A 17349-nucleotide genomic window follows, 5' to 3' on the forward strand; every position below is an offset into this window, starting at 1 on the left:
GCTCACTCGGCCGGGTGGTTGGGAAAGACGGGAGGCAGTCAGGGCGAGCACGACAGGTCGCCGCCCGGACACTTGATCTGGGCTGCCAGGTCCTGGATCCGCTGGCGCGTCAGCGTGATCTTGCACGCGCCCAGGAGCATCGGGGCGATGCTTCCGTTGTCGTCGGGCGTCAGCGTGTTGAAGCCGGTCCGCAGGTTGCACTCGGAATCGCGGAAGGCGATCCAGGCGCGCTCGGCGGCGACCAGATTGCGTCGGCCGTTCTCGTCGAGCTTGCTGCGCAGGGTCGCGTAGCGGCGGTTCAGCTCCGCATCGGCCCGGTCGAATTCCTGGGCCGTGCAGACGTTGGCGTCCATCTGGTTCGCGGAGGCGCCGCAATCGACCTCCGCCGCGTATCCGGCGGTCGGGACGAGGATCACGGCAGTGAGAATTGCGTTGCGCAGCATGGCGGACTCGGTGCGGGAGAGGGCGGACGACACGGCGGCCGATGCGCAGATCACGGGTCGTCGGACGCCGACTGTGCGTCGCGGGCCCGGAAGCCGTAATAGCCGCGGTCGGCGTCGTAGAGGACGTCGAAGCCGTTCAGGACATGCAGCCCCGTGTTGACGAAAGGCTGCGGGCGCACCGTGTTGAGGACGATGCGTTCGGGAGCGAGCGGCGCGGCTCGGTCGCCGACATCGATCGCGTAGCCGGCCGCGTCGCCGAACTGGAAGCCTAGACGCGTTCCCGGGCGGAGCATGGCGTGATCGCCCGCATCGGCCCGGAGGCTGTCGGCGACCTGGGACGGCGGCAGCGTCAGGAACATGCCGGTGACACCGGTATCGAGGAGCCCCCGGCCGCAGGCGGCGGGCTCACGGCCGTCGACGGTGATGCAGACGGGAACGCCGAGCCAGTCGCCCGGCACGTGCGGGTGCGGGTCGAGCTTCACGAAGCGGTAGCGGCCGCGCGTGTTGGCGCGCGTCAGGCCGACATGCACGCCGCGTCGGGTCAGCACGTAGCCGCGGCGCACCGAACCGGGTCCCGGCGGCTCCGCGTTGAGGAGCGGATTGGTGTCCGGCGTGCTCTGCGTCTGGCTGTCGTCCTCGCGGCCGAAACCGATCCCCATCATCGCCACGTGGGCCGGCGCCGCCTCGGGCGTGCAGCTGCGGGCGCGCGCGGTGCAGTCGATCCGGTCGACGGCGAGGACCCGGATGGGCTGCGTGACCACGCTCGCTCCATCGCGGCCGACGATGGAAACCGGGACGCGCACCCAGCGTCCGACCATGATCCGGCCGGAACTCGAGTAGGTCAGCCGTCCGGGCTCGCTCGGCAGGCTCTCGTTGTCGGGAATCCGAGCGGCTGAGACCACGATGCCGGTCGAACCGGTATCAACGAGCACCGGACGAGGCTCGCCGCCGAACGACAGGCCGAGGCGCGGGGACTTCGTGATGGCGTCGCCGGGCCGCGGCGCGTTGAGGAAGGGCAGGAAGATGCCGCGTCGGTCATCGCCGTAGCTCGGCCCATCGTCGGCCCGCGCCGGAATCGCCGGGCCGAGCAAGGCCGCGCTCACGATCCCGACGCCGAGGAGAGCCGAGACCGATCGGGTGTGAGGGTCCCCAGGACGGACGGTCAGGCAAGCTGAGCGCGGAGGATGCTGAAACACCTGGCACATGTCGGCCCCGGGAGATGTCGTTTCCGAGTCGACACCGCGCGCGATCCGCACCGGCGTCGAGAACAGCTCTGCAGTCCGCGCACGGTTGCGCAGGCGTGGCGGACCGGATCCGGGCGGTCGGCGGCGAGAGCCTGTCCACCCTCAGGCGGTCGGGAGCACGATCCGGTCCGCCACGCGCGCAGCCAATGCCACCACGAGAGATTTCATGAATATCTCTCAAATGAATAGAAGCGTTTAACAGTATTCGCCGTCCATCGCATAGACCCTCAACGATCAGTGGACGCTGTATTGACCCCTCTCCGATCCCGGGTCAACCAATCGTGAGAAATAGTGTTACCGGTTCAGTAAGCCGGGATGGCTTGCGGCGGATGATGAGCATTCGACGCCGTCGCGTCGCGTGTTCTGGACAGAACGCAGTGCCCGCGTCGCTCTCGATCGGAGCGCGCCGACGGTCCTGTGGGTCAAGGCTGATCGGGGTGACCCTGCCGTCGATGGCGACGGGCACCGCCGCCGTCGGGCGGTTACCGGACGACCGACGCCATCTCGGCCGCGCCTGTCGGAAGAAATTTTTCGCGTCACACCGCGCCGGCCGCACGAAACCGCGTCTGGCCGACCCATGCCCCTGTCGAGGCGGACGATCCACCGCCCGACCAGGGAGACCCGAGATGACCAAGACCAAGATCCTCGTCCTCGCCGCCAGCCTACTCTGCGCCGCGGGTCCCGCCCTCGCCCAGGAAGCCGCGCCGCAGCACGGGAACCAGGAGTTCCTCGGCGTCGATCTCGACAACGGCGGCGTCTACTACAACGGCCGCAACTCCGGCCGTTACTGCGTCTACCGCACGGTCGAGGTCTACAATCGCTACACCGGCTACTTCGAGGCGCGGCGCGCCCGCCGCTGCGGCCGCGGTCTCTACCTGCCGTGAGGAGCGAGACCATGCTGACCGCCCTCTCGCCGCTCCACCTCGCCGCCCTCAGCCTGATCGTCGCGTATCTCGGCTGGGGCTGAGATGCCCGCTCCCCGCGCCGGCACCTGTGCCCCCGATGTCATCCGCATCGTCGCGGAGCCCGCCTCGACCGGCCGCGCTCACACCGTGAGATTGTTTCCCGATCCTCCAGCGGATAACCCTGTCGCGCGTGCCGACCGGGTGCGCCCCGCTCCGAGGACGATGAAACCGGGCCGCGACCCGGACAGGAGGACGCGCTTGCCGAGAGCCAACCCGGTATCCGCGCTGCGGCGGGCCGCCCGCACCGCGCTCATCGTGATCGGGATGACCTGCCTCGCCCCGCTCGCGCCGGCCAGGGCCGCCCCGGATCCGGCAGCCTTCGCCGACAATGCCGATGCCGTGGCGGTGGTGATCGGGAACCGCAGCTACAAGCAGACCGTGCCTGTCGACTACGCGCACAACGATGCCGAGGCGATCCGCGCCTACCTGATCGAGCGCCTGGGCTACCGCGAGAGCAACGTCTTCCTCCTGAAGGACGCGACCCTCAACGAGTTCAACCAGGTCTTCGGCACCGAGCGGAATCCGCAATCCGGCCGCCTCTGGCGCAGCGTGCGCGAGGGCCGCTCGAACGTCTTCGTGTACTATTCCGGCCACGGCGTCCCGGATCTCGCCACCAAGCAGCCGTTCCTGCTGCCCGAGGACGGCAACCCGAACCAGGGCGAGAGCGGGTACGCGCTGGAGACCCTGTACCGCAACCTCGAGCTCGTGAAGCGCAAGATCGGCGCCGACCACCAGCTCGTCGTGATGGTCGATGCCTGCTTCACCGGCGAGACCGGCCGCAAGGGCGAGAGCCTGCTGGCTGTGTCCGCGCCCGGCTTCGCGCCCGCCCGGCCGAAGACGGAGGGCGGCATCGTCCGGCTGGTGGCGACATCGGGCGCGACACCGGCCAACTGGGACGAGGCGAACAAGCTCGGCCTGCTGACCAGCCGGTTCCTGATGGGTGTGTCGGGCCTCGCCGACGCGCGCGACCATCAGGGCGACGGCGACGGGCTCGTGCAGTGGACGGAGCTGAAGCGCTACCTCCGCCGCGAGGTGGAGGACGCGGCCCGCCGCGCGTCGGGCCGCGAGCAGGTACCCGAGATCGACGAGGCCCCGATCGTCCTCAAGGCTTCCCTGCCGGTGGCGGCCGTCGCGAAGGGGGTCGAGGCTATCCGGGACGAGGCGGCCTGGCGGCGGGCCGAAGCGCTCGGCACCCGGGAGGGCTTCGAGGCCTATATCGGCGCCTGCGGCGAGACCTGCCTGTACCGGCCTCAGGCCATGGACAGGCTCCTGGCCGGGCGGCGCCGGGACGCGGCGGCGATCGACCAGCAGAACTGGGCCAAGTTCGGGACCCAGCGGCAATATCAGGCCTATCTCGATTCCTGCGGCGAGGTCTGCGCCTATCGCAGCCTCGCCGAGGGCTATCTCGGCGGCAAGGACCCGAGCGCCGATCCGCGCGTCAAGCGCTGCGACGAGCTCGCCGCCGGCACGGACGATCCCGACCGTCCGAGCGGGGTCGCGGGCGTGAAGCTCGGCCGGATCGAGCCCGCCGCCGCGATCGACGCCTGCCGCGGGGCCGCGGCCGCCTATCCGGACCTGCGCCGGCTCTCCTACCAGCTCGGCCGCGCCTACGACCGGGCCGACCGCTACAAGGAGGCCTTCGCCGCCTACGACCGCGCCGCCAAGGCCGGGAGCATCTCGGCGCTGAACAACCTCGCCGCCCTCTACGAGAACGGCCAGGGCGTGAAGCGCCAGCAGGCCGAGGCGTTCCGCCTCTACCGGCAGGCGGGCGAAGGCGGGAACGTGGTGGCGCTGGCCAACGCCGCCCGGATGCTGGAGTACGGCAACGGCATCCCGAAGGACGAGGCGCAGGCGGTCGCCCTGTATCGCCGCGCCGTGGCCGGGGGCGACGTCGCGTCGATCAGCAAGCTCGTGCCGCACTACGCGACGGGCGCCTACGGCTTCCCGAAGGACCTGCGCCAGGGCTTCGACCTCTTCCGGCAAGCGGCGGACCGGGGCGACCCGGTGGCCATGGCCACGATGGCGACGCTGATCGACAACGGCTTCGGGCGGTATTTCCCCGGCGTGCGCTCGGCCGACTTGGTCCTGCGCGCGCTGAAGCACGGGGAACTCGGCGCCGCCTCCGTCTCGGCGACCGACACCGCCGCCCAGAAGCTCAAGCCCGAGACGATCCGCTCGGTGCAGCGCGCCATCAAGGACGCGGATTACTACACCGGTGCCCTGGACGGGCGGTTCAATCCGGTCTTCGTCCGCGCCCTCGATCAGTACGCCCGGGCGAACGAGACCGAATGAGGCGCCTTCTCCTCGCCGCGCTGCTGCTCGCCCCGGCGGCGGCGCGCGCCGACCCCGCGACGCAGACGCTGGCACCGTTCCTCGACGCGGTGGCGGCCTGTGCCGGCCGGCCGGACCTGACGCTCGCGGTCGTCGGCGTCGAGCCCGGCCAGACGGCCCTGTCGCGCGAGCAGTCCGAGGAAGTGCGCCTCGCCGTCGAGGCGCGGCTCCAGGCGACCGGCCGGGTCAGGCTGGCGGCGGCGGCCGACGTCGTGCGGATCAAGGCCCTGCGCGAGGGCACGACGGGCCTCTCGGGTGCGGAGGCCGAGGCGCAGATCCGGTCCGCCTTCGCGGGGGACGCGGCCGTGTTCCTGGTCGAGCCCAGCCAGGCCGGCGAGACCGCCTCCCTCCGGCTCCAGGCCGTGACGCAGAGCGCCGCCTGCAAGGCGACGAGCGACCCTCTGGTCGTGCCGATCCATGTCGGCGCCGGCGTCGCCGACGTCGACGCGGTCATGGACGGTGCGGTGAAGGCGTTCGCGCAGGCCGCACCGAATGCCGGCGCCGTCGAGGTCTGCCCGTTCGTGGCGGAGGGCGGCCATTCCACCTGTGCCGGCGCCCTCACGGACCGCCTCGTCATCGCCCTCGACGCGGAGGCCCGCTCGGCCAACCGGGTGCTCCGCGGCGCGCGCCTCGACGTGCGCCGCCGGCCGCCCGGCACCGCCTGCGCCGGCACCGTCACCGCGCGCGGCCGCTTCCGCACGGACCACGACCGGCAATCCTGGATGGAGGTCGAGTTCCAGCGCGACGGCGCCGTCCTGGCCCCGACGGGGCGACGCCGGATCGCGACGGAGGGGCTCGGCTGCGATCCCGTCCCGCGGCCGTTCCTGGATCACCTCGCCGCCACCGCGCGCACGGATGCCGGCCGCCTCTCGGTGGCGGCCGCCGCCACCCCGTTCGCGGCCGGTCAGCGCCTGGAGATGCGCATCGAGTCCCGCGTCGCGCAGAACCTGTACTGCTGGGTGGTCGCGGCCGACGAGACCGCCTTCGTCGCCCTGCCGGTGCGCGACAACCCGGCCTCGCAGCTGGCCCTCAAGCCGGGAGACTCGCGGCGCTATCCGCGGGGCTACGGCCTCGACGAGATCGTCGCGGGGGAGCCCTTCGAGAACCTGTTCGCCTGCTTCGGCGTGCCGGGCGGCCTGCCGCCGGAGCTCGCCGCGCGGTGGCTGGCGGCGGCGCCGGGCGCCGACGGCGAGGCGCGTCTCCTGCAGCCCCCGGACGTGCTGGACCTGCTCGACCGGATCCGGGCCACGCCCGGGGTCACGGAGGCCGCCGCGCGCGTCGTGGTGCGCTGAGCCGGAGCGCGACGGGATCAGAAGCGCGTCTGGGCCGCCCAGAGCAGACGGGTGGCGCCCGGATGGCCGCCGGAGGTCGACGGATGGCCGGTCGCGAGGTAACCATAAGGCGAATCGAACGATCACAAGGGGTTGCGTGGCAGCCCGCGACCGGGAGGCGCATGACGGGCGGATACGATGAGCGCTGCGCGGCCGACCTCGCCAACGTCGGCGACGGCCGCGATCTCTCCCGCGCCGACCGTGCCTGGCTCGCCCGCGTGGTCACGGGTGCCGTGCGCCCGAACCGCGACAAGCCCCTGTGGGACCTCGCCCACGCCCTCGCCGCGCTGGCCGAGGCGGCCGGGGCCCGCGACGGGCGCGATCTCATCACCCTCGCCCTGGACCCGGGCCTCGCGCGACCGGCCGCCCTCTCGGCGCGCTTCGGCGGCGGCCCGGCCGTCGACGACCGCGGCCCCGTGCTCGGCACCGCCTGGTCCACCGGCTGGGCCGGGCTCGCCCGGCTGCTCGCGCTGGCCGAGTTCGTGCTCACCGCGGAGGACCTGGCCCAGTTCGCGACCGTCGCGGGCTGGCTCGACGAACTCGCCGCCGCGCCCGACGCGGAAAGCGCGGCGATCCTGGCCAAGCGGCTGGCCCGGCATCTCGCCGCCTACCGGAACGCCCATCTGCCGCTGGCGCCGCTGGAGCGGCGCTTCCGGGCGCTCCTGACCTTCCTGGGCGGCCGCCGGTCGGTCGCGGACGACGACATCCTCGATTTCTGGCGCGCCGAGATGGCGACGGGCGAGCGACCGGGCTTCCGCATCGTCGCGGAGCATTTCGTGACCTTCGAGGCGGCCGGCCGCCTCCTCGAAGGCCTCGACGCCCTCGCGGCCCCCGCCGCCCTCGACGCCCACGCGGGCTGGGAGGAGCGGCTGGACGCGGCCCTGGGCGATCTCGCGGCCGCCGAACCCGCCGCGGCGCTGGCGACCGTCCTGGCGGACTGGCCGGAGGGCCCGAAGATCCTCACCGGCGCCGAGCGCGAGGACCTGGCCGACTTCCTGCGCCTCGAGCCCTACCACCGGACCCGCCCGCTGACGACGCTCCGCGCCGTGAGCTTCGGCCGGGTCCAGTCGGGCATCGCCAACCGCCTGCGCCGCGGCGGCGGCGGCGCCGCCATCGCCGAGCGGGCGACCTGCCTGGAGGCCGAGAGCTACGCCGAACTCCGGACGCGCGCGGGACTGCTCGCGGCCCATCTCGACCGGATGCTGCGCATCGCGGCGGCCCTCCGGATCGCCGATCGCGACGCGCTGCCCGAGGCGGTGCGGGGCGCGCTGGAGGCCGCCGAGGCCGACCTGCGCCGCGTCCGCCGCGCCGGATTCGACGATCGGGAGGGGCTCACGGCCGGGTTCGCGGCCGCCGAACCGGCGCTGCTGCGCCTCGCCGAGGCGGCGGCCGACCTGGAGCGGTCGCTCGACGGACTCGCCCGGCACCGGCCACTGGACGCGCTGTTCCCGGCGGATCGGGACGTCTTCGCGGTCGCGTTCGCGGCGGCCTATGCCGGGGAGGCCGCGGCGTGAGCGACGCGGCACGGCTCCTCGCCGAGATCCACGCGGCCCGCGCCCTCGTGCGCGATGCGGCGACGACCGCCCGGCCGGACCACGCGGGGCTCTGGGCCCACGCGACCCGTGCGCCCGACGGCCCGGTCGACCTCGCGACGGTGCGGGCGATCCGCGGCGACCCCGCGACGGCCCGGCGCTACCGGACGATGCTCGGCGCCCTGGCGCTCGCCCACGCGCCGCTCGCCGCGGCCGCCTCGGACGGCGCGATTCTCCGGCGCCGGGTCGGCGCCTTCGCGCTGGAGATCCTCGAGGCCGCGGACGGCGCGCCTCCGCTCCTCGTCCTGCGCGGCGAGTCGGGGCAGATGCCGCGGGTGATCGAGGCGTGGCTCGGCGACGAGACGGTCCGGCTCGACCTCGGTCCGGCGATCGAAGGCGCGGCGGTGCTCGCCCTCGACCCGGCCGTGCCGGACGCGGCCCTCATGGGCCGGATGCTCCGCGACCCGGCCTGCGCGGTGTTCCTGCTTTGACGAGCCGTCGGACGAGCTGGCAGGCCGGTCTCGGCCCGTCCGGGAGACCGGCCCGCGCATGACGCGTCCGGCCATCCTCGTCGTGGTGCCCACGACCCGCGGACCGCTGGTGCTGCGCGGGCTCAGGCCGCGCCCCGGCCTTCCGGCCCCGGCCGCCTTCGCGGACGGCGATTATCGCCCGCTGCCGTGGTCGGCCGATTACGCCCGGCTCTGCGGGGCCGCCGGCCCGCTCGCCCGGTGGACGGGCCGGACGCCGGAGCCCCACGAGCTGCGGCTGTCGGGCTCCTTCGATGCCGGACGCTCCTGGGAGGTTCCGGTCTGCCTGGCGCACGGCCTCGCCGAGGGCGGCCACCCGCTCGCCGCGGCACCGGAGGAGGCCGACCTCATCCTCTGGGCGACCGGCGCGGTCGATCTCGACCTCGCGGTGCTGCCCGGCGACTACGCGCTGCTCGACAAGATCGAGCGCTCGGCCGCGACGATCGCCGAGGCTCCGGACGCCGCGCTGGCGGTCCTCCTGCCGGACGGGCCGGAGCGCGCGCAAGCCGAGGCCGCCTTCCGCGGCATGGGCCGGAACGTACGGATCCTGCCGTCGCACAGCGTGCCCGCAGCCTTGGCCGCATTGACCGCGCCGCGACCTCCGGAGAGGGCCGAGACGCCGCCGGCGCGGCGATGGTGGCGTCTCGCATTGCCGGCCGGCGCCGTCGCGGCGGCCGGCCTCGCCGGTGTGCTCGCTCTCGGGGCCACGCGGCCCGATCCCGTCAGTGAGCCGCGCCCCGACGCGCCGCCCGGTCCCGCCAGCCCTCCCCCCAGCGTCGAAGTCCGGATCGCGTCGCCGATCCACGTCTCCGAGCTGCGCGCCCCGGCGGGCTCCTCCTGCCGCCGCGTCGCCTTCGGAGCCGACCCGCCCGAGCGGCGCCCGGTACCGGCGGAGTCGGGCGATCACCTGGCCGCGAGCCGCCTCACGCCGGACTTGTGCGGGCTCGCCATCGGAGCGGAGCCGGGCCTGCGCGTGCAGGTCGGGCCGGAACTGCGCGACGCCGCCCTCCCGGCCGTCCGGCTGGCGGACGGCGCGCTCGGCTATTTCCTGCGCGAGGGCGCGCGGCAGAACCTCGTCTACACGGTCCAGGCCGTTCCGGAGGCCGGAACCGGCGCGGTTGCCGGCCGCCTGGTCCACACCCTGGCGCGCTGATGAGAATCCGGCGTGTTGCGAATGCTGTCGACCGACCCCGCGAGCGCGGGCCGGATTCGCGGACCGAGAGGAGGGAGAGGATGATCGCGATGCGCCGGAGAGGCCCACTCCTTCTGGGAACGGCCTGCGCGCTGATCGTGCTCGGCCGCGGCGACGCCGCGCGGGCGCAGAGCGTCGGCTTCGATCCCGCCGATTACGGCCGGGCGCAGCTGCCCCTGCGCCAGACGACCGGCGACGCGGCCGCCTATGTCGACCAGAACAAGGGCGCCTTCGAGCCCGTGAGCGAGCTCGACCCGAAGGACGGCCTCGCGGCCCTCGCCCGACCGATCGGCCGCGTCGACATCGTGCTCCAGAACGGCCGCACCGGGCAGCAGGTCGGTGCCTCCTGCACGGGGACGCTCCTGACCGGCGACTACGTGCTGACCAACCACCATTGCCTGCCGCAATCGGGCGACCTGCGCCCGGTCAAGGCGTCGATCCTGATGGATTACCTGACCCTCGACGGGAAAGGCTCCCGCCGGTTCGAGATCGACCCGAAGCCCGTCGAGGTCGACGCCCGCCTCGACTTCGCCCTCGCCCGCGTGGCGGGCAATCCGACCGCGACCTACGGCGCCGCGCGGCTCTCGGGCGAGCCGGTGACGGCCAACCGATCGATGCTGGTCATCCACCATCCCCTCGGACGTCCGAAGGTGATGAGCCGCTTCCGCTGCTTCGCCATGAAGGACCAGGCCGAAGGCCCTGACCTGCGCCACCGCTGCGACACGCTCGGCGGCTCGTCCGGGTCGCTCATGTTCGACGCCTCCGTGGCCGGCATCGCGCTCCACAAGGAGGGCGGCCTCGATCCGAAGGATCCGACGAGCTTCAACAGCGCGACCCGCCTCTCGGCGATCCTGGGCCGGAGCCCGACCCTGGCGCGGATCGCGGCGGCCCAGGGGCGCCCGGTCGCCGCCGCGGATCCGGGGACCGGGCCGGTCGGGCCCGGCCCGGCACCCCAACCCAGGCCGGCGACCGACGGACCCCTCGACCCGGCCGGGATGAACGCCATCCTGCGGGGACGCTGAGCGCCGTCGCGAAGATCGCGAGGCCGGGCGACGAAAATCGCTCTGGGCCGCCCATGGTGGGGTGAGAGGGGCCGAAGCAAGGCCCGGGACACTGGAAGGGGAAGCGATGCGGACCCACGATCTGCCGCGCGCCGCGCGGGCGCGCCTCGGCCGCTCCGGACTGTTGCTCGCCGTCGGCCTCGCCCTCGCGCTGGCCGCGCCCGCGCGGGCGAACCCGCTCACCGAGGTGCCGGGTGCCCGGGCAGCGCAGCCGGACGAAGCGCCTCCGCCGCGGGACCCGGCCGCGGAGCGGGCGGAGGCCGAGGAGGCGCGGGCCGCGAACCCAGGGGCGACCGCGATCATCCGGTCGCTCGCGCCGTTCGCCGACGGCAATCCGGGAGCGCCCGCGCGGCCGCTGGCGGTCAGCCCCGACGACGGCGGCCCGGCGGTCCGCGTCGTTCCCGCCCGGTCGATCGATCTCACCGTGTTCTTCGCCTACGACAGCGCGCGCCTGACCCCCGAAGCGCGCATCCAGCTCGAACCGCTCGGCGAGGCCCTGCGCGCCGAGCCGCTCGCGGGCCACGGATTCCTGATCGCCGGCCACACCGACGCCGCCGGCGGCCGCGCCTACAACCGCCGCCTCTCCCTGGCCCGGGCCCGGGCCGTGAAGGCGCATCTCGTCGAGACCTACGGCATCGCGCCGGAGCGCCTGCGCGTCCACGGCTGGGGACCCGCGCGGCCGAAGGATCCCGACGCACCCCTGTCACGGGTGAACCGCAGGGTGGAGGTCAGCCTGATCGCGCCGGCCCGCAGCGGTGCCCTGCGCTTCGTCCTGCCGGTCGCGGATCGCACTTGCACCGACTTGGCCGACCCGCGCCTGCGGACGGATCTCGACCTCGACGATTTCCGCGCGGCGCCGACCCCGCGTCCCTGCACCGAATGACGCCAACTCGCCTCACCGACGGTCCGAAGACGGAGAGACCCGCGATGTCCTGGAGGATCCCGATGCCCCACGTCCGTACCACCGCGTTCCGCACCACCGCGTTCCGCGCCGCCTGCCTCGCCGTCCTGGCCCTCGGGTCCGCCTACGCGGCACCGGCACGGGCGCAGACCAAGCCCAACGTCGTCGTGATGGGCGAGGACGCCGACGAGGACGCGGTGCCCCGCGGCAACCGCATCTTCCAGCGCGTGATCCACGAGCTGTCCGAGACCATGAATCTGCGCGGCTACAACGTCTACGACGAGACCGCCGTCGCGATGGGGTTCACCCAGGCCAACCGGGTGCGCCGGCGGGATGCCGAGCTGATCGAGGTCGCCCGCGCGGTCCAGAATCCGCCGCTCGACGTGGTGGCGGTGTTCCAGATCTACGCGTCGGCGTCGAAATCCGCCTACTCGGATATCGTGCGGCCTGAGATCCGTATTCCCGGACGCCTCCTCAACGTCCGCACCGGTCAGTCGCTCGGCTCGTTCGAGGTGGCCGGGCTCCAGCTGCCGCCCCTGCCTCAGGGGTGCGACCGCGAGTGCCTGCTCGAGCGGGTCGGCGCCGAGGCGAAGACGGTGGCCGCCGACCTCGCGGCCGCCCTCACCGCGAAGCTCGACGGCGTCATAGCGCCCCGCCGCGGTGCCGATGCCGGCGCTGCGCCCCCTGACGCCGCTCCGGTCGGCGGCGCCGTGGCGGCGGCGCCCGGCGGCGAGGGCTGCGGGGGCTTGCCCAGCGCCTACGTCGTCCGTCTGAGCGGCTTCTCGGCCCAGGAGGTCCAGGCGGCCGAGGAGTACATGGCGGCCTTCCGCTGCTACGAGCACCACCGTCCGGTGCGCGCGAGCGGGGCCAGCACCGAGTACTGGTACGAGACCCGCTCGGATTCCGCCCGGCTCGGCCGGAACCTCCGCCTGATGCTGGAGCACATGAGCGCGCCGGGTCAGGTCCAGTTCTCGGGCAACACCTTCGTCATCAGCCGCGTGGCGACGCGGTAGCCGAACCTTCGCCTTCCCCGCCTCGTCGTCCCACCGTTCCCTGAAGGTTGACCATGTCGGTTCGCGAGCGCCTGCGCGGCGCCCTCTCCCATCTTGTCCCGCCACGCCCGGCGCGGCGCGTCATCCTGGCCGGACTGGTCTTCGCGCCCCTGGCTATCGCGGGTATGGCCCGCGATGCCCGGGCCGACCCGGTCTTTCCGGGCGCCGGCGCCCTCGGCCTGACGCCGCCGGCCGGGATGAGCGTGAGCCGGCGCTTCGCCGGTTTCGAACATCCGGCCGGCGCGTCGATCATCCTGGTGGAGATGCCGCCGGAGGCCTGGGACCAGATCAATGGCCGGTTCACCCCCGAGGCGCTGGCCGCCACGGGCTTCCGGGTGAAGGGCGGGGCCGAGCCCCTGCCGGTCGCGGGCGGTGAGGGCTTCGTCCTGCGCGGCACCCAGCCGGCCAACGGCCTGACCTACGCGAAATGGGTCGCCATCGTGCGCGGCGCCCCCGGGACCGGGCTCGTCACCGTGCAGGTGCCCGAGAAGGCGGCCCGGCAGGTGCCCGCCGCTTCCGTCGAGGCCGCCCTCCGCACGATCGCGTTCCGCCCGAAGGCGAGCCTGACCGATCAGGTCGCGGCGCTGCCCTACACGGTCGGCGACATGGCGGGCTACCGGCCGACCGCGGTCTTCGCGGGCAACAGCCTCCTCCTCACCGAGGGACCCAAGGACGTCGATCCCGAGCGCGAGCAGCCGGTGATCGTCGTCGCGCCCTCGCTCGGCCAGGCGCCGGTCCCGGCGGGCGCGGAAGTCGCGGTCGCCCGCCGGCTGTTCGCGGCGCAGAAGGACTTCGCCGACGTGAACGTCACGGACGAGGCGCGGTCCAGTCGCGGCGAGGCGGTCGTCGTGCGGCTGCGCGGCACCGGGACCGACACCAAGAGCGGCCGTGCCCTCGGCGTGACGCAGACGATGGTCTTCGACGGCCAGCGCTACCTGCGGGTGCTGGGCTTCGCCGATGCCGGTCGCCCCGACGCCCTGGACAGGGCCGACCGTGTCGCCGCCTCGGTGGCGATGCGCTGACCGACCTCTGCACCCACAACGAGAGCCTTCCCGATGCGCCCGCCGCTCCTCGCCCCGCTGCTCCTGGTCTCCGCCCTCGCCCTGCTCGCTGGCCCGGCGCGCGCGGAGGAGAACGAGTGCCGGCGGTCCCCCTCGCTCGCGTCCGGCGCGCCCCCAACCTTCGGGCGCATCAGCGCGCCGGGGCGCACGGCCTTCGTCAAGGACGGGCTCGCCCGCGCCGGCTGCCCGGACCCGAGCGCCGCCTGCCGCGAGCGCGCCTACCTGGTGAGCGCCGATCCCGTCATCCTCGGCGAGCGACGCGGCGCCTATGTCTGCGCCCACTATCGGGGCGCGGGCGACGATATGGGCCGGACAGGCTGGCTCCCGGGCGAGGCCGTCGCCGTCGAGCCGCCCGGTGCCGTCGCGCCTGCGGACTGGCTCGGCACCTGGACCCGTGCGGAGGCGCGCATCCGCATCACCCAGGCCGACAAGCCGGGGCTGCTCACCTTCGGGGGCGACGCCACCTGGGGCGCCGGGGATCCGGAGCGGGCGCGCCGCGGCGGCGTCCATATCGGCGAATTCGCCGGCACGGTCGCCCCGCAGGGCGCCGCGGCGAGCTTCGCCGTCGGCGAGAACGGGGCGCTGCCAGTCGAGGCCGGTGACGCGTCCGATTGCAAGGTCTGGCTGCGGCGGGTCGGCCCCTGGCTGGTCGTCGACGACAACCTCGGCTGCGGAGGCGTCAACGTCACCTTCCGCGGCCTCTATCGCCGCCAGCCATGAGCGGCGCGGCGCGGCGCGGCCGCCCCGGCTCCGCGCGGGGCTTGTGACCGATGGCCATCCGCACGATGGCGCGGCCGAGCCCGTCCCGGCGACGCCTGCGCGTGATCCTCATCCTGCTGCTCATCACGTGGCTGCCGGTCGTACCCTTCGCGCTCGGCCTCGCGCTGACGAACCTGACCGGCTGCACCGTCAACGAGGCGGGGACGCACCCCTGCCCGGTGGCCGGACACGATATCGGCGGCCTGCTCTACACGCTGACGATGACGGGCTGGCTGCTGATCCCGTTCCTGCCCTTCATGGCCCTGACACTGCTGCTCACCGTCGTGCAGGGCCTGCTGATGATCCTTCGAGCGTGGTTGCGGCGATGATGCGGTTCACCTTCCGGCGCGCGGCCGCACTGCTCGGCCTCGGCGTGGCAGCCGTCCCGCTGTCGAGCCTGGCGATCCCGGTGTCGGCGACCCCGGCACGGGCGCAGGCGACCAAGGTGGAGGGACCGGCCCTCCCCTACGCCTCGACGCCCGACCTGCGGGCCGCCACGGTCGCGCGGGCGGTGCGCGACCAGCGCGCCACGAACCCGATCGCCGCGGCCGAGACGGCGCGAGAGATGGCCCAGCACGATTACGACACCATCTTCCGCGGCTTCCTCGACGGGACGCCGCTGCGGCCGGACGATGCGGGCGACGTGCTCACCGCCTTCATCGCCCTGCAATGGATGGTCGCCAACGACGCGACGGTCGAGCCGAGCGCGGCGGCCCTGCGGGCGATCCGGACCCGGTTCGTGGCGCCGATGGCGGAACGGCCGCCCCTGTCCCAGCCGGTCACGCGGGCAGCCTTCGCCGAGCAGGTCAAGCTGCGCGCCGTTCTCCACCATGCCGGCTGGCAGGCGGCCAAGCGGCTCGGCGTGCTGCCGCGTTTCCTGGCGGGCCTGTCCAACGAGTTCATCCCGGTCGCCACGCTGCGGAATCTGGCGCTGACCGAGGACGGGCTGGTGCCGAAGGACCGGGCCGGACGCGCGGCCCCGAAGCCGCCACCGGTCGCGGAGAGCCCGTCCGTGCCGGACGCGCGGCCGGCTCCCTCCCCGGCTCCGTCCGCCCCGGACGCGGCCGGTCCCCCGCGCCACGCCGCCAACTGGGATCAGGTCGAGGGCGTGTACTTCCGTTCGACCACCGGGTTCGGCGTCGGCGGTCTCATGACGATCGATTTCGAGCCGCTGATCTTCCTGCGCGACGGAACCTACTACGAGGTCGCCGACACCGCGCTCGAAGACGTGGACCTCGCCGCCGAGCGGGCCGCACGGCCCAAGCGATTCGGGCGGTGGAGCGCCAAGGGCGCCGGCTTCGTCCTGACCGACGCGCGCGGCCGCGCGAACGACTACGCCCTCGGCGACGGCAGCTTCTTCCGGGCCTTCCCGGCCGGCTCTGGCGAGCGGGTGGCGCGGGCGTACCGAAGGCTGTCGGGCGGCGGCAACACAGCCCTGGGCGGCGACGTCGCGATCGCCGTCGAGAGCCGCTACGACTTCCACGCGGACGGGAGTTACGGCCGCGGCGGCTCGGTCGGCGCGACGAATTCGGGGGCGAGCACCGGCGTCGGCACGGCGATCGCCCGTCGGCGCGCGCCGGAGGGCGGGCGCTACGCCCTCGATCGCCACACGCTCACGCTGACCGCGGCGGATGGCCGGACCCGGCGCCTGTTCTTCGCCTACGGCTCGCAGAAGGATCCCCCCGAGATCGACCGCGAGATGATCTTCGTGGGCGACGACGTCTTCAGCCCGGCGGACTGATCGGGATGCCGAGGGCGGCCCCTCGATCGGCGCGGATCTCAGGACGCGGGGCATCGGCGGATTCCGGGCCGAGCAGACCGCCGCCGAACCGCGCCCAGTCCTCCAGCGAGCGTCCGGGGGCGGCCTGCGGGCCCTGCTTGACCGGTCGCGGCGTCCGCGGCGCGCCGAGGCGCCCGTAGCGCCGGTACCAGGATCGCGCCCTCTGCACCGGCCGTCCCAACGCCTTCCGCATGCCGTCCCCCTGTGCAGCGCGCGCGAATGTCCACGGCCAAGCTAATCCAGGCCGGTCGCCCGGGCATGTCGGGCCGACCCTGACACGATTGCCGATCTCTCCGACTGCGGATCGGCGCCGGGCAACACAGATGAGCCTGCGGGACAGCGACGGGCGGTCTCCCGCCGTCCGCGCGTACCGGGGAATGCGCGGTGGCCCGCGATGGCGGCCGGCATCGCCGTCCCGACAGACCGCGCCGCGCGGTCGGATCCGGCATCGGGTCCGATCCGTGCGGACGTCCTTCACCGTCTCTGGAGCTCAGCCCATGAAACGTCTCGCGATCGCCCTCACGGCGCTGTCGAGCCTCGTCCTGTTCGCCCCGTCGAGCGAGGCGCGACCCCACGGCCGCGGCTTCCATAATGGGCCCCACCAACTGGGCCACGGCGTCTGGAGGGGGCGGCGCCACGGCCTCCACCGGTACCGCCATCACCGTCTGCACCGGCACTACCGGCGGCACCGGGGCTACCGCGGATATCGCGGCGTCCACTTCCGCCCCGCCGGCTACGGCTTCCGGCCCCACGCGTATCGCTCGGGTGGCTGGGGCGGCTATCGCGGGGTCGGCTTCGCGACCGGCGCAGGCCTTGGCCTCGCGGCCGCTGCACGGCCCGGTCTCTACGGCGCGGCCTACGGGCGGCCCTACGGGTACGGCTATGCACCGGTCGGCTACGGCTGCGCCTACTAGGCGGCGCATCCGGACCGGGAGGCCGGGCCGTCACGGTCTCCCGATCGGCGTCCCACGCCACGCCCACGTCGGCGGGGCACTCGTGATCCTCGCGTCCGACGACGCGAGGATCTCGTGTCTCTCCGCGCATCATTCGGACGGATCGGGGCGATCCCCGAAAGACCCGGTGCCGCTTTCGTGCAATGGTCAATCGATCATCGCACGCACGGCCTGTCGGGATATTCCCGACAGGCGTCGGTGTGAGCGGTATCCCGGC

Annotated in this window: 17 protein-coding genes; 14 read left to right on the forward strand and 3 right to left on the reverse strand. The window is 73.8% G+C overall.

The genetic code is table 11. From position 1 onward, the window contains the following. Positions 1 to 38: 38 nt before the first annotated feature. Together ABIC30_RS16345 and ABIC30_RS16350 are read right to left on the reverse strand one after the other, a co-directional pair. Positions 39 to 443 (reverse strand): lysozyme inhibitor LprI family protein, encoded by a 405-nt coding sequence (locus ABIC30_RS16345; protein WP_051123767.1) that lies wholly within the window; start codon positions 441 to 443, stop codon positions 39 to 41. A gap of 50 nt (positions 444 to 493) precedes the next feature. Then, positions 494 to 1546, reverse strand: coding sequence for a hypothetical protein (locus ABIC30_RS16350; RefSeq protein ID WP_020094548.1), 1053 nt, complete (start codon positions 1544 to 1546; stop codon positions 494 to 496). A gap of 767 nt (positions 1547 to 2313) precedes the next feature. Between ABIC30_RS16350 and ABIC30_RS16355 the strand changes: the two genes are divergently transcribed. The 13 genes from ABIC30_RS16355 to ABIC30_RS16415 all read left to right on the forward strand — a co-directional run bounded on the left by ABIC30_RS16355 (position 2314) and on the right by ABIC30_RS16415 (position 16140). Then, positions 2314 to 2571, forward strand: coding sequence for a hypothetical protein (locus ABIC30_RS16355; protein ID WP_020094549.1), 258 nt, complete (start codon positions 2314 to 2316; stop codon positions 2569 to 2571). A 279-nt stretch (positions 2572 to 2850) separates the two neighbouring features. After that, positions 2851 to 4944, forward strand: coding sequence for a caspase family protein (locus ABIC30_RS16360; RefSeq protein WP_354455742.1), 2094 nt, complete (start codon positions 2851 to 2853; stop codon positions 4942 to 4944). Next, positions 4941 to 6275 carry a hypothetical protein gene (locus ABIC30_RS16365; protein ID WP_354455744.1) on the forward strand — a complete coding sequence of 445 codons (1335 nt, stop codon included), beginning with the start codon at positions 4941 to 4943 and terminating at the stop codon, positions 6273 to 6275. Before ABIC30_RS16360 ends, ABIC30_RS16365 begins: the two co-directional genes overlap by 4 nt. A 161-nt stretch (positions 6276 to 6436) precedes the next feature. Continuing rightward, positions 6437 to 7828 carry a hypothetical protein gene (locus tag ABIC30_RS16370; RefSeq protein ID WP_020094552.1) on the forward strand — a complete coding sequence of 464 codons (1392 nt, stop codon included), beginning with the start codon at positions 6437 to 6439 and terminating at the stop codon, positions 7826 to 7828. Further along, positions 7825 to 8337, forward strand: coding sequence for a hypothetical protein (locus tag ABIC30_RS16375; protein ID WP_020094553.1), 513 nt, complete (start codon positions 7825 to 7827; stop codon positions 8335 to 8337). The genes ABIC30_RS16370 and ABIC30_RS16375 overlap by 4 nt, the downstream gene beginning before the upstream one ends. Positions 8338 to 8395: 58 nt before the next feature. Then, positions 8396 to 9526, forward strand: coding sequence for a hypothetical protein (locus tag ABIC30_RS16380; RefSeq protein ID WP_026605160.1), 1131 nt, complete (start codon positions 8396 to 8398; stop codon positions 9524 to 9526). 80 nt (positions 9527 to 9606) lie between these two features. Then, the gene (locus ABIC30_RS16385) at positions 9607 to 10587 is read left to right on the forward strand and encodes a trypsin-like serine peptidase (protein WP_020094554.1); all 981 of its coding nucleotides are present in this window, start codon (positions 9607 to 9609) and stop codon (positions 10585 to 10587) included. 106 nt (positions 10588 to 10693) lie between these two features. After that, complete coding sequence (locus tag ABIC30_RS16390; RefSeq protein WP_020094555.1) at positions 10694 to 11509, forward strand: OmpA family protein; 816 nt, start codon at positions 10694 to 10696, stop codon at positions 11507 to 11509. Positions 11510 to 11571: 62 nt separating this feature from the next. After that, complete coding sequence (locus ABIC30_RS16395; RefSeq protein ID WP_020094556.1) at positions 11572 to 12540, forward strand: hypothetical protein; 969 nt, start codon at positions 11572 to 11574, stop codon at positions 12538 to 12540. Between the two features lie 53 nt (positions 12541 to 12593). Further along, positions 12594 to 13601 (forward strand): hypothetical protein, encoded by a 1008-nt coding sequence (locus tag ABIC30_RS16400; protein WP_354455748.1) that lies wholly within the window; start codon positions 12594 to 12596, stop codon positions 13599 to 13601. A 33-nt stretch (positions 13602 to 13634) separates the two neighbouring features. Next, complete coding sequence (locus ABIC30_RS16405; protein WP_020094558.1) at positions 13635 to 14360, forward strand: hypothetical protein; 726 nt, start codon at positions 13635 to 13637, stop codon at positions 14358 to 14360. A gap of 50 nt (positions 14361 to 14410) precedes the next feature. Continuing rightward, entirely contained in the window at positions 14411 to 14728 is a 318-nt protein-coding gene (locus ABIC30_RS16410; protein ID WP_020094559.1) for a hypothetical protein, read from the forward strand. Beyond that, on the forward strand, positions 14725 to 16140 hold the full coding sequence (locus ABIC30_RS16415) for a hypothetical protein (RefSeq protein WP_020094560.1): 1416 nt from the start codon (positions 14725 to 14727) through the stop codon (positions 16138 to 16140). The genes ABIC30_RS16410 and ABIC30_RS16415 overlap by 4 nt, the downstream gene beginning before the upstream one ends. Here ABIC30_RS16415 and ABIC30_RS16420 read toward each other — a convergent pair. After that, the gene (locus ABIC30_RS16420) at positions 16124 to 16372 is read right to left on the reverse strand and encodes a hypothetical protein (RefSeq protein WP_091680694.1); all 249 of its coding nucleotides are present in this window, start codon (positions 16370 to 16372) and stop codon (positions 16124 to 16126) included. The genes ABIC30_RS16415 and ABIC30_RS16420 overlap by 17 nt on opposite strands. A 304-nt stretch (positions 16373 to 16676) precedes the next feature. Between ABIC30_RS16420 and ABIC30_RS16425 the strand changes: the two genes are divergently transcribed. Then, a complete protein-coding gene (locus tag ABIC30_RS16425) occupies positions 16677 to 17093 on the forward strand; it encodes a hypothetical protein (RefSeq protein ID WP_354455751.1) in 417 nt (138 codons plus the stop codon). Positions 17094 to 17349: the final 256 nt, after the last annotated feature.

Source organism: Methylobacterium sp. 1030 (assembly GCF_040544715.1).
Lineage (GTDB): Bacteria > Pseudomonadota > Alphaproteobacteria > Rhizobiales > Beijerinckiaceae > Methylobacterium.

Bases quoted from the DNA above. Each gene is read 5' to 3' on its own strand.
- ABIC30_RS16415 (WP_020094560.1), top strand. From the start codon at position 14,725: ATGATGCGGTTCACCTTCCGGCGCGCGGCCGCACTGCTCGGCCTCGGC.
- ABIC30_RS16400 (WP_354455748.1), top strand. From the start codon at position 12,594: ATGTCGGTTCGCGAGCGCCTGCGCGGCGCCCTCTCCCATCTTGTCCCG.
- ABIC30_RS16420 (WP_091680694.1), bottom strand. From the start codon at position 16,372: ATGCGGAAGGCGTTGGGACGGCCGGTGCAGAGGGCGCGATCCTGGTAC.
- ABIC30_RS16385 (WP_020094554.1), top strand. From the start codon at position 9,607: ATGATCGCGATGCGCCGGAGAGGCCCACTCCTTCTGGGAACGGCCTGC.
- ABIC30_RS16380 (WP_026605160.1), top strand. From the start codon at position 8,396: ATGACGCGTCCGGCCATCCTCGTCGTGGTGCCCACGACCCGCGGACCG.
- ABIC30_RS16365 (WP_354455744.1), top strand. From the start codon at position 4,941: ATGAGGCGCCTTCTCCTCGCCGCGCTGCTGCTCGCCCCGGCGGCGGCG.
- ABIC30_RS16355 (WP_020094549.1), top strand. From the start codon at position 2,314: ATGACCAAGACCAAGATCCTCGTCCTCGCCGCCAGCCTACTCTGCGCC.
- ABIC30_RS16390 (WP_020094555.1), top strand. From the start codon at position 10,694: ATGCGGACCCACGATCTGCCGCGCGCCGCGCGGGCGCGCCTCGGCCGC.
- ABIC30_RS16345 (WP_051123767.1), bottom strand. From the start codon at position 443: ATGCTGCGCAACGCAATTCTCACTGCCGTGATCCTCGTCCCGACCGCC.
- ABIC30_RS16425 (WP_354455751.1), top strand. From the start codon at position 16,677: ATGAAACGTCTCGCGATCGCCCTCACGGCGCTGTCGAGCCTCGTCCTG.
- ABIC30_RS16410 (WP_020094559.1), top strand. From the start codon at position 14,411: ATGGCCATCCGCACGATGGCGCGGCCGAGCCCGTCCCGGCGACGCCTG.
- ABIC30_RS16395 (WP_020094556.1), top strand. From the start codon at position 11,572: ATGCCCCACGTCCGTACCACCGCGTTCCGCACCACCGCGTTCCGCGCC.
- ABIC30_RS16405 (WP_020094558.1), top strand. From the start codon at position 13,635: ATGCGCCCGCCGCTCCTCGCCCCGCTGCTCCTGGTCTCCGCCCTCGCC.
- ABIC30_RS16370 (WP_020094552.1), top strand. From the start codon at position 6,437: ATGACGGGCGGATACGATGAGCGCTGCGCGGCCGACCTCGCCAACGTC.